Origin of the sequence: Citrobacter sp. Cb080, assembly GCF_030334745.1 — a bacterium.
In the GTDB taxonomy this organism is placed as follows: domain Bacteria; phylum Pseudomonadota; class Gammaproteobacteria; order Enterobacterales; family Enterobacteriaceae; genus Citrobacter; species Citrobacter braakii.
The window spans coordinates 139,405-154,179 of record NZ_JAOWDG010000030.1; the positions used below are offsets into that span (position 1 = coordinate 139,405).

Annotated in this window: 14 protein-coding genes; 6 read left to right on the top strand and 8 right to left on the bottom strand. The window is 53.6% G+C overall.

Annotation, left to right across the window (positions count from 1 at the left end):
* From arnF to nudI, 8 genes are all read right to left on the bottom strand, one after another.
* A complete protein-coding gene (gene arnF / locus OGV38_RS05745) occupies window positions 1-387 on the bottom strand; it encodes a 4-amino-4-deoxy-L-arabinose-phosphoundecaprenol flippase subunit ArnF (RefSeq protein ID WP_286473035.1) in 387 nt (128 codons plus the stop codon).
* On the bottom strand, window positions 387-722 hold the full coding sequence (gene arnE, locus OGV38_RS05750; RefSeq protein WP_016153819.1) for a 4-amino-4-deoxy-L-arabinose-phosphoundecaprenol flippase subunit ArnE: 336 nt from the start codon (window positions 720-722) through the stop codon (window positions 387-389). Before arnE ends, arnF begins: the two co-directional genes overlap by 1 nt.
* The gene (gene arnT / locus OGV38_RS05755) at window positions 719-2,377 is read right to left on the bottom strand and encodes a lipid IV(A) 4-amino-4-deoxy-L-arabinosyltransferase (RefSeq protein WP_046275934.1); all 1,659 of its coding nucleotides are present in this window, start codon (window positions 2,375-2,377) and stop codon (window positions 719-721) included. Before arnT ends, arnE begins: the two co-directional genes overlap by 4 nt.
* Window positions 2,374-3,276: a 4-deoxy-4-formamido-L-arabinose-phosphoundecaprenol deformylase gene (gene arnD, locus OGV38_RS05760; protein ID WP_016157033.1), complete on the bottom strand. Its 903-nt coding sequence runs from the start codon at window positions 3,274-3,276 to the stop codon at window positions 2,374-2,376. Before arnD ends, arnT begins: the two co-directional genes overlap by 4 nt.
* Window positions 3,273-5,255, bottom strand: a complete 1,983-nt coding sequence (gene arnA, locus OGV38_RS05765) for a bifunctional UDP-4-amino-4-deoxy-L-arabinose formyltransferase/UDP-glucuronic acid oxidase ArnA (RefSeq protein WP_269517366.1) — start codon at window positions 5,253-5,255, stop codon at window positions 3,273-3,275. Before arnA ends, arnD begins: the two co-directional genes overlap by 4 nt.
* Window positions 5,252-6,235: an undecaprenyl-phosphate 4-deoxy-4-formamido-L-arabinose transferase gene (arnC, locus tag OGV38_RS05770; protein WP_286473036.1), complete on the bottom strand. Its 984-nt coding sequence runs from the start codon at window positions 6,233-6,235 to the stop codon at window positions 5,252-5,254. The genes arnA and arnC overlap by 4 nt, the downstream gene beginning before the upstream one ends.
* Window positions 6,236-6,237: 2 nt before the next feature.
* Window positions 6,238-7,377, bottom strand: coding sequence for a UDP-4-amino-4-deoxy-L-arabinose aminotransferase (gene arnB, locus OGV38_RS05775; RefSeq protein ID WP_269517409.1), 1,140 nt, complete (start codon window positions 7,375-7,377; stop codon window positions 6,238-6,240).
* A gap of 289 nt (window positions 7,378-7,666) precedes the next feature.
* Window positions 7,667-8,092, bottom strand: coding sequence for a nucleoside triphosphatase NudI (nudI, locus tag OGV38_RS05780; RefSeq protein WP_269517365.1), 426 nt, complete (start codon window positions 8,090-8,092; stop codon window positions 7,667-7,669).
* 318 nt (window positions 8,093-8,410) lie between these two features.
* Here nudI and OGV38_RS05785 point away from each other — a divergent pair, with 318 nt between their 5' ends.
* The 6 genes from OGV38_RS05785 to yfaU all read left to right on the top strand — a co-directional run bounded on the left by OGV38_RS05785 (window position 8,411) and on the right by yfaU (window position 14,630).
* Window positions 8,411-8,953, top strand: a complete 543-nt coding sequence (locus tag OGV38_RS05785; protein ID WP_016153812.1) for a YfaZ family outer membrane protein — start codon at window positions 8,411-8,413, stop codon at window positions 8,951-8,953.
* A gap of 79 nt (window positions 8,954-9,032) precedes the next feature.
* Window positions 9,033-10,235, top strand: a complete 1,203-nt coding sequence (locus tag OGV38_RS05790; RefSeq protein WP_047416288.1) for a nicotinamide mononucleotide deamidase-related protein YfaY — start codon at window positions 9,033-9,035, stop codon at window positions 10,233-10,235.
* Between the two features lie 218 nt (window positions 10,236-10,453).
* Window positions 10,454-11,236 carry an IclR family transcriptional regulator gene (locus OGV38_RS05795; protein WP_016153810.1) on the top strand — a complete coding sequence of 261 codons (783 nt, stop codon included), beginning with the start codon at window positions 10,454-10,456 and terminating at the stop codon, window positions 11,234-11,236.
* A 13-nt stretch (window positions 11,237-11,249) separates the two neighbouring features.
* A complete protein-coding gene (gene rhmD, locus OGV38_RS05800; protein ID WP_286473038.1) occupies window positions 11,250-12,455 on the top strand; it encodes an L-rhamnonate dehydratase in 1,206 nt (401 codons plus the stop codon).
* A gap of 56 nt (window positions 12,456-12,511) precedes the next feature.
* Window positions 12,512-13,801 carry an MFS transporter gene (locus OGV38_RS05805; RefSeq protein ID WP_019077274.1) on the top strand — a complete coding sequence of 430 codons (1,290 nt, stop codon included), beginning with the start codon at window positions 12,512-12,514 and terminating at the stop codon, window positions 13,799-13,801.
* Between the two features lie 25 nt (window positions 13,802-13,826).
* Window positions 13,827-14,630, top strand: coding sequence for a 2-keto-3-deoxy-L-rhamnonate aldolase (yfaU, locus tag OGV38_RS05810; RefSeq protein ID WP_286473039.1), 804 nt, complete (start codon window positions 13,827-13,829; stop codon window positions 14,628-14,630).
* Window positions 14,631-14,775: the final 145 nt, after the last annotated feature.

The following is a 14,775-nucleotide window of genomic DNA, read 5'->3' on the forward strand; positions in this document are numbered from 1 at the left end:
TCAGGGTTGGCGCTGGTGTGAAGGTAAAAAAATCGTCAGTAGCCCTGCCATGATGCACAGCACTCCGGCGAGCGCTTTCGCTGAAAATATTCCCTGCCAGCCGGGCAGGATCATTGATGCAACCCACACCAGTACATAGCTCAGGCTGAGCAGGGCATACGCTTTGCTCAGTGCGAGCTGGTGCAGCGCTTTATGCCAGCAAATCACCGACAGTAAATACCCTGCCAGTCCGGAATACAGAGCAAACGCGCCGACGCTAAGAGAGAATACGGCGGAAATGAATTGCTGCGGCTGCAGCATTGGCGGCAGATTATCCATCGCAAAGCCAAGACTCAACTGGGCGGCTGAAGTGATAATAACGCTGCATAATCCCCAAAAGATGCCCATTACACCGCGCTCCCAAGAATAAAGATGCCGGTGATGATTAACCCCACACCCAGCCAGTGGCGCGGGGTGACGGGTTCGCGCCAGATTTTCCAGGCAGCCAGAGTCACCCATACAAAATTAAGACTCAGCATGGGGTAGGCGATGCCGACCGGAATGTTCTGCAGCACCGCCAGCCATAGCAGCATGGCCAGACCGAGACTTGCCAGAGCAAGCCCAATCCATAGCGTAATGTGGCGTTTTCGCGCTCGAACGGGAACGGGTCGCGACGCCTGCTTCTGACATAACTGACCGCAGACGCTGAGCAGGCTGGCGAGAACTAAGGCTATCCAGATCATTTCGGCCGATACTGAATCAGGACCAGACGCCCCTGATTATCGATATAGTCAGCGGGAGGGATAGCAAGTCGATTAATATCTTCATCCTTATCGACTGAAAGCACGAGCGTAATGTTTCCTTGCTGACGATGTTGCGCTAACCACTCGGCAAAGTTCCCCCGCCCGACAAAACGCCCCTGGGCATCCGGGTAGTTAAGGCCATATTTTAACTCGCCCGTTTGTCCGTACATTATGATGTCGTCACGCTTCAGGCTCCAGGCCAGCCCCGCGGCGACGCCAACGCTGTCGGTGAGAATATAACGGCTCGACTCCAGCGACTCTTTGGTCATCTCGACAAAAAATTGTGGCTGTTTAGATTCCATCACCCGGTCAGGAATGGAGAAGCCAAACAACAGTGCCAGGCCTAATGGACACAGCGCTGCGAACGTCCAGTTCTTCTCGCGGTTATTTAGCGTATACCAGCCAAAGAGCGTCCAGATGATAAAAATGCCCCACGCACAAAACACTTTATACGTTTCGATATGCGACCAGACCGGCGTCTTTAATGGACCCAGTGTAGAAACAATAAACGTGGCGACAATGCCGGTTACACCGAACAGAACGTTGATCCAGCCATTCACGCGCAGCGCGGTTGCGCCTTTTTGCGCGGCCTGCAGGCCGAAACGCGCCGTCAATATTGCCAGCGGCGCGAAGCAGGAAAGAATATAGGTCGGCAGTTTTCCTTTCGCGATGCTGAAAAACAGGATTGGCATGATAATCCAGCTTAACAGGTACAGTGCGCTGCGCGGAACATCCCGTTCACGCCAGCCCGTACGCAGCGCACCGGGGAGCAGCCCGAGCCACGGTAATGCGCCAGCCACCAATACCGGAATGTAGTACCAGACGGGGGCCTTATGTTGGGCATCCTCTTGCGCGAAGCGTTGAATATGTTCGACCCAGAAGAAGTAATGCCAGAAATCCGGCTCACGCCGGGCAATCGCTATTCCCCAAGGCAGCACAGTCACGATGCAACCGACTACTGCCAGCAGACCGTAGATAATGAGATCTTTCCAGCGCTTTTGTACGAAAACCCACGGCAGTACGCTGAGCACAGGAACGGCGAGTGCCAGGAAACCCTTGGTCATCACGCCCATGCCGCAGGTTAACCCTAACAGCAGAAAGGCGGTAATTTTGCGCGTTCTGCTGGTGGCTTGCATCCCCTCCCAAAAGCAGCACATGCCCGCCATTAGCCAGAGCGCAATGATGGGATCAAGTACCGCGTAGGTGCCGATGCTGTAAACCGAAAAAAACGTTAAAAAGATAACCGAAGAGAGTACGGCGGTGCGCTTATCCCGCCACAACCGCATGGCAAGCCAGGCTACCATTAGCGCCGTCAGTAAAGTGGCAAAAATGGCTCCTGCTCTGACGCCGAAATTATTGGCGCCAAACAGCCATTGCCCGATGCTGTTTAACCAGTATCCGGCAATCGGTTTTTCAAAATATCGCAGCCCTAAAAAGTGCGGAACGATCCCGTCGCCAGAGGTCAGCATTTCCCGACTGATTTCGGCATAGCGCGTTTCATCAGGCTGCCACAGCAGGCGACTGTTGATGGGGAGAATAAAATACAGCGCAATAAAAGCGATAAATGCCAGGGTGTAGCGGACAGTAAGTTTCATCTTGTCACACTCACTGGTTGTTGGCGGCCGACCCATCCCTCTCTGCCGGGTATTTTGCCACGCACGATCTGCCCTGTTGGCAGCGAACTGACATCGTCCGGTAACAGGTCGCCGAGTGGGCAAAATGTTATCCCCATGTCTGCGGCGCGAGTAAGCAGCTCGTCAAAATTCTGCTGAAAGGCGATGCCTTCAACTTCCGCATGAATGGTATACACCGGTGTTCCTCTGCTCATCTGGATGTGGGAAAGAATGTAAGCGTTGAAGTCCACCGCCTGGACTTCCTGACCAACCACTTCATCCCAGGTGGGTAGCGTGACGGGAATTTGCGGCGTACCTGTTTTCCCGGACGTCAGCACCGGACGGAATAACGACGTTCCCCGACAGTCGCTGTTATAACGCAGATGGAACGTTTCTTTGGCGTGGACGACGCGATCGTCGGCACGCCATCCGGCAACGGCTGAACAGGTGACAGGTTGTCCGATAAGAGTTTCAAGGGCCGTGATGCCTCGTGAAATATCATCAATCAGCTGTTTATCATTCCAGTTTCCGCTTCGCGCCTGCCAGGCATGGTGATCCCAGGCATGCAAACCGGTTTCATGAATCAGGGCGGTTTGCGCAATGATCGCCGCGTTGGCCTGGCCGATCTCTTTTCCCGGCCAGGCGGTTCCCGCCAGCAATATATCCCATCCGTAAAGTGATGCGGCGTTTGAGCGCAGCATCTTCCACAGAAATTGTGGTTTCACAAGACGCCAGAGGTGGCGTCCCATGTTGTCCGGCCCAACGCTAAAGAAAAAACTTGCACGCACGTTATGTCGGTTCAATGTCTCCAGCAGGCGGGGTACGCCTTCGCGCGTCCCCCTGAAAGTATCGACATCTATGCGCAAGCCGACTTGGGTCATGATGTGTGTTCCGTGATATTCACACTGCGTAAGAAGAAGTCCAGCGTCTCTTCTACCGTTTCCTGCATCTCAATGGTGGGCTCCCAGTTCAGGCAGCGTTTCGCATTGCGGATGTTGGGCTTACGATGTTCAACGTCTTGATAACCTTTACCATAGTAGCTGCTGCTTTCGACGTCACGGAAACCGGCAAACGGCGGGAAGTGGTTACGCAATGGATGTTTTTCAAAGCAGGTAAGCAGCATTTCTGCCAGTTCCTGAATACTCGCTTCGTTCTGCGGATTACCGATGTTGATAATCTCACCGTCGCAGCGTCCGCCTTCGTTTTCAATGATGCGGTACAGGGCTTCGATACCATCCCGAATGTCGGTAAAGCAGCGTTTTTGCTTGCCGCCTTCAATCAGCTTAATCGGTGAACCTTCCACCAGATTGAGGATCAGTTGGGTAATGGCGCGTGAGCTGCCGATACGCGCGGCGTTAAGGCTGTCCAGACGCGGCCCCATCCAGTTAAACGGGCGGAACAGGGTGAAGCGCAATCCCTCTTTTTCGCCGTACGCCCAGATTACGCGGTCCAACAACTGCTTGGAAACGGAGTAGATCCAGCGTGGTTTATTCACCGGACCGACGATCAGATTCGAGCTGTCCTCATCGAAGACTTTGTCGGTACACATGCCGTAGACTTCAGACGTTGACGGGAAAATGATGCGCTTACGGTATTTCACGCAGTAGCGAATGATTTTCAGGTTCTCTTCAAAATCGAGCTCAAATACGCGCAACGGGTTGCGGGTATATTCGATTGGCGTTGCGATCGCCACCAGCGGCAGCACGACGTCGCATTTTTTAACATGGTATTCAATCCATTCGGAGTGAATGCTGATGTCGCCTTCGACGAAGTGGAATCGCGGATGCTGCAGAAAACGTCCAATGGCGTCACTGCCAATATCGAGCCCATACACTTCGTAATGATCTTCTTGCAGCAGGCGTTCGGTCAGATGGTTACCAATGAAGCCATTGACGCCGAGGATCAGCACGCGTGTACGACGTTTAGTGGTGGTAACTGATTGACTGTTCAGGCGGGAGCCTGGAACCAGGCCCAGAACCTGCGCCAGTTGCGACCCTTGCATTGCAATACCATCGCCAGCTTGTCCGGTAATAATTTCCAGGGCGCCATCGCCACAGGCGATCAGCAAAGGAGAAACGGAGATGACGGTACCCGGTTGGGTCGCTGAGTCATTTACGCAAACGCGCGATGACCAGACGGTGAACTTTTGTGTGCCGACATAGCTATATGCGCCCGGCCAGGGATCGCTGACGGCGCGGACCTGGTTATGCAACTCTGCGGCAGGTGTGTTCCAGTCGAGGAAGCTATCTTCCGGTGTACGGCGACCAAAACAGGTAGCATCTGCTTCCTGTTGGGGGCGTTCTGCATAATCCCCGGTTTTAATCGCGGGCAGTGCCTGTTCCAGCAGGTGACGCGCAGCCTGGTACAATTTATGGTGCAGCGTTAACGCCACGTCATCTGGCGAAATAGCGACGCGCTGCTGGGCAATAATGGCACCAGCATCCGCGCGTTTGACCATGCGGTGAAGCGTGACGCCGGTTTCGGTTTCGCCATTGACCAATACCCAGTTCAGCGGCGCGCGACCACGGTATTTCGGCAGCAACGAACCGTGCAGATTAAAAGCCCCAGCAGGCGCAAGACTGAGGATCTCATCACTCAGTAAATGACGATAGTAGAACGAGAAGATAACATCCGGTGCCAGTTGGCTAATGCGTTCAATCCACAAGGGATGATTGACCTCGTCCGGGGCGTAAACCGGAATTCCGGTGCTGGCGGCAAGGCGGGAAACCGAACCAAAAAATGCTTTTTCGCCCGGATTATCGGTGTGAGTAAAAATGGCAGCGATTTCATAACCGGCATCCAACAAAGCCTGGACACCCTGACATCCCATATCGTGATAGGCAAATACGATGGCTTTCATGCGCGGTTTTCCTCGGTTGGCTGCGTGGTTTGTGGGTGGATAACGTGTTGAACAAAATAGCGGGGGCGGGCGCGGACATCGTTATAGATGCGACCGATATATTCGCCGAGTAAACCCATGCCAATAAACTGTGCGCCGATAAAGGTAAACAGGACGGCAAACAGCATGAATACCCCTTCCGCGGCCCACTGTGGACCGAGCGTCAGACGCAGAACCACAAGCAGGATAGACAAGATAAAGCCAGTGGCGGCGATTACGCTGCCCAACAGGCTCAACATACGAAGTGGCGTTGTGGTCAGACAGGTCACCAGGTCATACATCAGGTTGATCAGACGCATAAAGCTGTATTTGGAGTCACCAAATTCTCGCTCTGCATGGTGTACCGGGATTTCCGTAGCGCGCCGGGCAAAAATGTTGGCCAGAATCGGGATAAAGGTACTGCGCTCCTGGCAATGCAGCATGGCATCGACGATGTGGCGGCGATAAGCGCGTAACATGCAACCGTAGTCGCCCATCGCTTTACCGGTGGTGCGCTGAATCAGATGGTTAATCATTCGCGATGCGGTCTTACGAAATACGCTGTCCTGACGGTTCTGACGTACCGTGCCGACCACATCGAAGCCTTCATCTGCGGTGGCGACCAGCCGTGGGATCTCCTCCGGCGGGTTTTGCAAATCGGCATCCAGTGTGATGATCACGTCGCCGGTGACATGACTGAAACCGGCCATAATCGCCGAGTGTTGCCCGTAATTGCGATTCAATAAAATAGAAACAATATGGCTGTTCGGTGCCTGGGAAGCGTCCATCATCAGCTGTGCGGAATGGTCGCTGCTGCCGTCATCAATTAGCAAAATTTCATAGTCTTTGCCCAATTTTTCGCAGGCAGCGCTGGTACGTTTGATTAACTCTGGCAAGCTTTCCTGTTCATTAAAAACGGGAATGACCACCGAGACTTTTTTGATCGGTGCTGCTTCAAACATGGTTATTGTCCTGCAATCTCGCGAAGTGCCGTAATTACCCGCTGGGTGTCATCGGCGGTCATGTCGGGGAATAACGGCAGTGAGCAAATGCGCGCGCTATTCCATTCTGTATTGGGGAGCGAAAGGGTAGTGAAGCGTTCGCGGTAATATTTTTGCGTATGGGCCGCACGAAAATGCAGACCGGTGCCGATATTTTTGGCCTTTAACGCCTCCATTAAGGCATCTCTGCTCAGACCGCAGCGGGCTTCGTCAACGCGAATGATGAACAGGTGCCAGGCGTGAACGTGCGCCCACTGGGGCAGACTCAGTGGTTGAAATGGCGTATCGGCCAGCGCCTGTTGATACTCGCGGGCAATTTGCGCCCGGCGTGAGTTCAGGTGTTCCAGTTTATTTAGCTGTACCAACGCAATGGCGGCGTTGATATCCGTGAGGTTGTACTTGTACCCTGGCGCAAGCACTTCGGCCTGCGGCGCCCGGCCATAGGTTTGTCGATCAAAGGCATCAACGCCCAGACCGTGAAACTTCAGGCTGCGAAGCCGTTGGGCAAGCTGGCTGTCGTCGGTAACGATCAACCCGCCTTCGGCGCAGGTAATATTTTTGATGGCGTGAAACGAGAATATTGCCGTGCCGCGCGCGCCGACATGACGACCTTTATACAACGTCCCTACGGCGTGGGCCGCATCTTCTATAATCGGAATGCCATAGCGTTCGCCAATGGCATAAATCGCGTCCAGGTCGGCGGGGGCGCCTGCGTAATGTACCGGAATAATGGCTTTGGTTCGCGGGGTGATGGCGGCCTCAATTTGCTCCGGTGTGACCATGAGCGTATCGCGGTCGACGTCGATCATGACTGGCGTCGCACCCAGCAGGACAATCATGTTGAGGGTAGAAACCCACGTCATTGACGGTGTAATGACCTCATCGCCTGCACCGATGTCCAGCGCCATCAGCGTGATGTGCATACCTGCCGTAGCGGAGCAGACGGCGACGGCGTGTTGATTTCCCGTGAGCTGGCAGAAGGCTTCTTCCAGCTGTTGATTTTTCGGGCCGGTGGTTATCCATCCAGAGTTCAGAACCGTCTTCACAGCAGCAAGTTCTTCAGCCCCCATTGCCGGGCGAGAGAAAGGCAAAAAGTCAGGCATCATTATTCCTTCAAGCCATTTAACGCCACCGACGTTTTATTTTTAATGATAAACAGGGGCGTCGTTAATTATTTCATCAGGCTTCAAAGGGTAATGACGGAAGGTTAATTTATCCTTAAGAGTTTAAGGTTTGGGAAAGAGAGAGGAATAGCGTGTTTTTTATTTATCTTAATGAAAAAAAGATCATGTAGGTTTGAGTGGTTTTGGCGACATTGCTGTTATTTGCAGACTGATGAGCGCAATGTCGCTATTAAGAATGCTAATTATATGCCGTTATTAAAATGATAATTTACAGCAACCCTTTCAAGGTTAACGTTTTACGCGTGGCGATACTTAAATCGTAGGAGCCGAGATCTTCCGCTTTAACCCAGGCGAATGCCTGGAATTCTTCGTTAATCTTCACTTCACGATTAGCCGCCACACAATCGAAGATGAGATAAATCATATAAATCTCTTCCTGACTACCATCGGCGTACGTTTTGGTGCGAACATCGTCACTGAAGGTCCATGGCGTAATGTCTGATAACACCAGTTGTTCGCCCAGCTCTTCTCTTACTTCACGGCGCAAAGCGTCTTCAATACGTTCACCCGGTTCAACGCCGCCGCCAGAAAGCGCCCACTGACCGGGGAACACACCGCGATCGTCAGCCATTTTGCACAGTAAATAACAGCCATCGTTTTGAATTAATGGGCAAACAATTGTTCTTTGGCGCATAAGTCGAATCCTTGTAGGGGGAGGTATAGAAAATTCCATCGTGCACGCATCTTACCTTTTGCTGGCGGTAGAAAAAACGCTTCATCGATGAATAACGCCGCTTTGGCAGGGAAAACAGGATGTTTGTAGAAAATGGCGTTCTGCTGCCATCAGTGGCGTAATTGCTACAAGAATTTAACCTTATCTAAATCTTGTGAGTAGTATTTGCTTACAATATGTTATTGCATCGCTTTTTTAGTGCATTGATTCCTCGTGATCTGACAGTACAATTCACCGGTTTTGGGGCTATGTTTTGATTCTTGCTGGAAAGGATAGAAAATGAAAAAAAGTTTAATGTTGGGTTTTGCCGGAATGCTGTTTGTTTCCGCGTCGGCGAGCGCGATTAGCATCAGCGGCCAGGCTGGCGAAGACTACACCAACCTGGGTTTCGGTATGGGTACTGAGACCACCGGTTTGGCCGTCAGCGGTAACTGGATGCATAACGATGACGACGGCGATGCGGCCGGTCTGGGACTGGGTCTGAATATTCCTCTCGGTCCGCTGCTGGCAACGGTCGGTGGGAAAGGCATTTATACTAACCCGAATGATGGTGACGAGGGTTACGCGGCGGCGGTCGGTGGCGGTTTGCAGTGGCCGATTGGCGACAGCCTCCGCCTGTTTGGCGAGTATTATTACTCTCCCGATTCTCTTTCCAGCGGTATTGACAGCTATGAAGAAGCGAATGCAGGTGCGCGTCTGACCATTATGCGTCCACTGAGCATTGAAGCCGGTTATCGCTACCTGAACCTGGCAGGCAAAGACGGTAACCGCGATAACGCGATTGCTGACGGCCCGTACGTTGGGGTTAACGCGAGTTTCTGATTTTTCCGGCGCGGCGTTCAGTCGCGCCTTCCCCCCTCCATGCGTTATAGTGTTTTCATCATAAAAGCAGGAGAACACGATGTTAAACGTGGAGATGCTATCCACCGGGGATGAAGTGTTGCACGGACAAATCGTCGACACGAATGCCGCCTGGCTGGCCGATTTTTTCTTTAATCAAGGGTTACCGCTAACCCGTCGCAACACGGTAGGCGACAATCTTGATGATTTGGTCGCCGTTTTGCGTGAGCGTAGCGAACATGCCGATGTACTGATCGTTAACGGCGGTCTGGGACCAACCAGCGATGATTTGAGCGCGCTGGCGGCGGCCACGGCAAAAGGTGAAGGGCTGGTGCTGCATGAAGCATGGCTCGCCGAGATGGCGCGTTATTTCCGCGATCGTGGACGCGTGATGGCACCGAGTAACCGCAAACAGGCTGAGCTACCTGCCAGCGCGGAATTCATCAATAATCCGGTAGGAACCGCGTGTGGGTTTGCCCTGAAGCTTAACCGCTGCCTGATGTTCTTTACCCCAGGAGTGCCATCAGAATTTAAAGTTATGGTTGAGCATGAGATCCTGCCGCGTTTGCGTGAGCGTTTTTCGCTGTCTCAACCCCCGCTATGCCTGCGATTAACCACCTTTGGTCGTTCTGAAAGCGAGCTGGCGCAGAGCCTGGATCCGCTGCAATTGCCTCCGGGAGTGACAATGGGCTACCGCTCGTCAATGCCGATTATCGAACTGAAGCTGACCGGGCCGGATTCCCAACGGGAAGCGATGCTGGCGCTGTGGCCAGAAGTTAAGCGGGTTGCCGGGCAGAATATGATTTTCGAAGGTACGGAAGGTTTACCCGCGCAAATCGCCCGCACGTTGCAGGAACGGCAATACAGCCTGACGCTAAGCGAACAATTCACCGGCGGTCTGGTGGCGCTGCAGCTTTCGCGCGTGAATGCTCCGCTGTTGGCGAGCGAAGTGGTTCCGCCCCAGGAAGAAACGCTGGCGCAAACGGCACACTGGATAACCGAACGACGCGGCAACCATTATGCCGGGCTGGCGTTGGCGGTATCGGCTTTCGAAAACGAACATATTAACTTTGCGCTGGCAACGCCTGATGGAACGCATGCCTTACGCGTACGGCTGAACGCTAATCGTTATAGTTTGTCGGTGCGTCAGGAAGTGTGTGCAATGATGGCGCTCAATATGCTGCGCCGTTGGCTCAACGGGCAGGATATTGCCAGCGAACACGGTTGGATAGAAGTGGTTGAATCCCTGACGCTGCCTTCCTGACTTGCACTCTCTCACGCGCTTGTTATGGGAAGGCATACTGGCCTTCCCGTTATCAGTCCAACCTGTTGTACTCTCTGTAAAAAAATCCGTGCGTTAGTTCACAATTATGCTCGTTTTTTCTCCAGCCAGCTGGAAGAACGAGAGGATTTGATGCGCTTCACAATTTTAACCCCCTTAACCTACCACACTGATTCCAGTATCTCAGACTGGAGTCCAGTATGTTGGAATCAAGCAAGGTTCCCGCGCTCACCAGGGCGATCGAAATACTCAATCTCATTGCGCGTATCGGCCCATGTAGCGCCGCCACCATCATAGAGGCGCTGGGTATTCCAAAAAGCACCGCGTACCTGTTACTTAACGAACTGAAGCGTCAGCGCTTTATCAGCATTGATCATCAGGAAAATTACTGCCTGTGGACCAAGCTGGTTGAGTTGTCCGGGCATGCGCTGAGCAAGATGGATTTACGTGAACTGGCGCGTCCCCGGCTGACACAGCTGATGGATGAGACAGGGTTACTTTGCCATCTCGGGATCATCGACCACGAAAGCGCGTATTACATTCTGAAAGTGGAATCGTCATCCACTATCAGCGTGCGCTCCCACGAAGGGAAAAGTCTTTCGCTCTATCGCTCGGGTATTGGCAAATGCCTGCTGGCCTGGCAACCGGCAGCCGCACGAAAAGCCATTATTGAACAGCTGATATGGGAACAGGCAACGCCGACCACTATCACCAGGCCACAGCAGTTGAATGATGAGCTGGAGCGTATTCGACAGCGTGGATGGAGCTTTGATAATGGCGAAGATTATCCCGATGTTCGCTGCGTCGCAGCGCCTGTTTTTAACGCTAACAATGAACTGACCGCCGCGATTTCAGTGGTCGGCACTCGTCTGCAAATTAACGAAGAGAACCGTGATTATCTGGCCGGTAAAGCGATTGCCTGCGCCAGGGATATTTCACGCCTGTTGGGATGGAAAAGTCCCTTCGACTCACTCGCTTCATAAAAAGGAGAACACCATGACCCTACCTAAAATTAAACACGTTCGTGCCTGGTTTACCGGTGGTGCTACGGCGGATAAAGGCGCTGGCGGCGGCGACTATCACGATCAGGGCGCTAACCACTGGATTGACGATCATATCGCCACGCCAATGAGCAAATATCGTGAATATGAGCAATCGCGCCAGTCCTTTGGCATCAACGTATTAGGAACACTGATTGTTGAAGTGGAAGCTGAAAACGGACAGACCGGTTTTGCTGTTTCCACGGCAGGGGAGATGGGGTGCTTTATTGTGGAAAAGCATCTCAATCGTTTTATTGAAGGGAAATGCGTCAGTGATATCAAACTCATTCACGACCAGATGCTGGGCGCAACGATGTACTACTCCGGCTCCGGCGGTCTGGTGATGAACACCATCTCGTGCGTGGATCTGGCGCTGTGGGATCTGTTTGGCAAGGTGGTGGGTTTACCGGTCTACAAACTATTGGGTGGCGCGGTACGCGACGAAATTCAATTCTACGCGACCGGAGCGCGCCCTGATCTGGCGAAAGAAATGGGCTTTATTGGCGGCAAAATGCCGACCCACTGGGGGCCGCACGACGGGGATGAAGGGATCCGCAAAGATGCGGCAATGGTAGCCGACATGCGTGAGAAATGCGGTCCGGATTTCTGGTTGATGCTCGATTGCTGGATGAGTCAGGACGTGAACTATGCCACCAAACTGGCCCATGCCTGCGCACCGTCTAATCTGAAGTGGATCGAAGAGTGTCTGCCGCCGCAGCAGTATGAAGGTTATCGCGAGCTGAAACGTAACGCCCCGGCGGGGATGATGGTTACCAGCGGTGAACACCACGGGACGCTGCAGTCCTTCCGCACGCTCTCAGAAACCGGCATCGATATCATGCAGCCGGATGTGGGCTGGTGCGGTGGGTTAACCACGCTGGTGGAAATTGCCGCTATTGCTAAATCGCGCGGACAGCTGGTGGTCCCACATGGTTCCTCGGTTTACTCGCACCACGCGGTGATCACGTTCACCAATACCCCGTTCAGCGAGTTTTTGATGACCAGCCCGGATTGTTCAACGATGCGTCCACAGTTTGATCCGATCCTTCTGGACGAACCGGTACCCGTCAATGGCCGCATTCATAAGTCGGTGCTCGACAAACCAGGATTTGGCGTCGAGCTTAACCGCGACTGCAATCTGAAGCGCCCTTATAGCCACTAATGACCAGTGCGTTGCCAATGCCACGGCAACGCCCTCATTTCTTTGAGGATCTTGCTATGAGTACCACGTTACTTGATGGTGTGGTGAAGAAAAACCGCGCCCGTTTGATTCCCTTTATGCTGGCGCTGTATGTGCTGGCGTTTCTTGACCGCTCGAACATCGGTTTTGCCAAAGAGACCTATCAGATTGATACCGGTCTGAGCAACGAAGCTTATGCGTTGGGCGCGGGGATTTTCTTTGTGGTTTATGCCTTTCTGGGGGTTCCTGCCAACCTGTTGATGCGTAAATTTGGTGCCAGAACCTGGATTGGTACCACCACGTTGCTGTGGGGATTCCTCTCTGCGGCGATGGCATGGGCGGATACTGAATCGAAATTTCTGATTATCCGTACTCTGCTGGGTGCGGCAGAGGCGGGCTTCTTCCCCGGTATGATCTACCTGACGTCCCAGTGGTTCCCCCAGCGTAACCGCGCCAGCATCATGGGGCTGTTCTACATGGGGGCGCCGCTGGCGTTAACCCTGGGATCGCCGCTTTCCGGTGCGCTGTTGGAGATGCACGGCTTTATGGGGCATCCAGGGTGGTTCTGGATGTTCGTTATCGAAGGTTTACTGGCGGTAGGTGCGGGCATTTTCACCTTCTTCTGGCTGGATGATACCCCGCAGCAGGCGCGTTTCCTGAGCGCGGAGGAAAAGTCGTTACTTATTAGCCAACTGACAAGTGAAGAGGAGAAAAAGGTCACTTCACGCCTGTCGGATGCGCTGCGTAATGGCCGTGTCTGGCAACTGGCGATTATCTATCTGACGATCCAGGTGGCGGTGTATGGCCTGATCTTCTTCCTGCCAACTCAGGTTGCTGCGTTGTTAGGGACAAAAGTGGGCTTTACGGCTTCGGTCGTGGCGGCAATACCGTGGGTGGCGGCGCTGTTTGGTACCTGGCTTATTCCCCGCTACTCCGATCGCACCGGCGACCGGCGTAATGTTGCCGCGCTGACGCTGCTGGCGGCAGGAATCGGCATTGGCCTTTCTGGGCTGGTTTCACCGGTACTGGCGATTGTGGCGCTCTGCGTCGCGGCGGTCGGTTTCATTGCGGTACAGCCAGTGTTCTGGACGATGCCAACGCAACTTCTTTCCGGGACTGCTCTGGCGGCGGGGATCGGCTTCGTCAACCTGTTTGGTGCCGTTGGCGGCTTTATTGCTCCCATTCTGCGCGTCAAAGCCGAAACGGTGTTTGCCAGCGATGCGGCGGGCCTGCTGGTCCTCGCGGGCGTCGCGATTATTGGCTCGCTAATCATCTTTACGCTGAGTGTGAACCGTTCAGTTTCACAAGCAGGCGCTGCGCATCATTAATCTTATCTACGTTGTAAGGATCGTTATGAACGCATTGTTATCAAATCCCTTCAAAGAAGGATTACGCAAAGGGGAAGTCCAGATCGGCCTGTGGCTCAGTTCGACCACCTCCTACATGGCGGAGATTGCCGCGACGTCAGGCTATGACTGGCTGCTGATTGATGGAGAACACGCGCCGAACACGGTGCAGGATCTTTACCATCAGTTGCAGGCGATTGCGCCTTATGCCAGCCAGCCTGTGGTTCGCCCGGTGGAGGGCAGTAAAGCGTTGATCAAGCAGGTGCTGGATATTGGCGCGCAGACGCTGCTTGTCCCGATGGTCGACAGCGCAGAGCAGGCGCTTCAGGTGGTTTCCGCGACTCGTTATCCACCGCTCGGCGAGCGTGGTGTCGGCGCCAGCGTGGCACGGGCGGCGCGCTGGGGGCGTATCGACAATTATATGGCCCAGGCTAATGAATCACTCTGCCTGCTGGTACAGGTCGAAAGCAAAGCGGCACTGGATAATCTGGATGCCATTCTGGACGTTGACGGTATTGACGGTGTCTTTATTGGTCCGGCGGATCTTTCTGCGTCGTTAGGCTACCCGGATAATGCCGGACACCCGGAGGTGCAGCGGATCATTGAGCAAAGCATTCGCCGTATCCGCGCAGCCGGAAAAGCAGCCGGTTCCCTCGCTGTTGACCCAGCAATGGCGCAGAAATGTCTGCAATGGGGAGCAAATTTTGTCGCGGTAGGCGTGGATACCATGCTTTATACCGAAGCGCTGGATCGCAGGCTGGCAATGTTTAAGCCAGGCCAGAGTACGCAAACGTTGAAAAGCAGTTATTAATATCGGGCCCGGTGGTGTAGCGCCATCGGGCCTGAAATAGCTCCTAATGGTGATGCTCTGTCACGTCGTCAGATACCATCGTGATATCCACCAGCGGAAACTGATATGAAGTTGACAGATGAAGCTTGAGTTCCCGTGCGCCGTC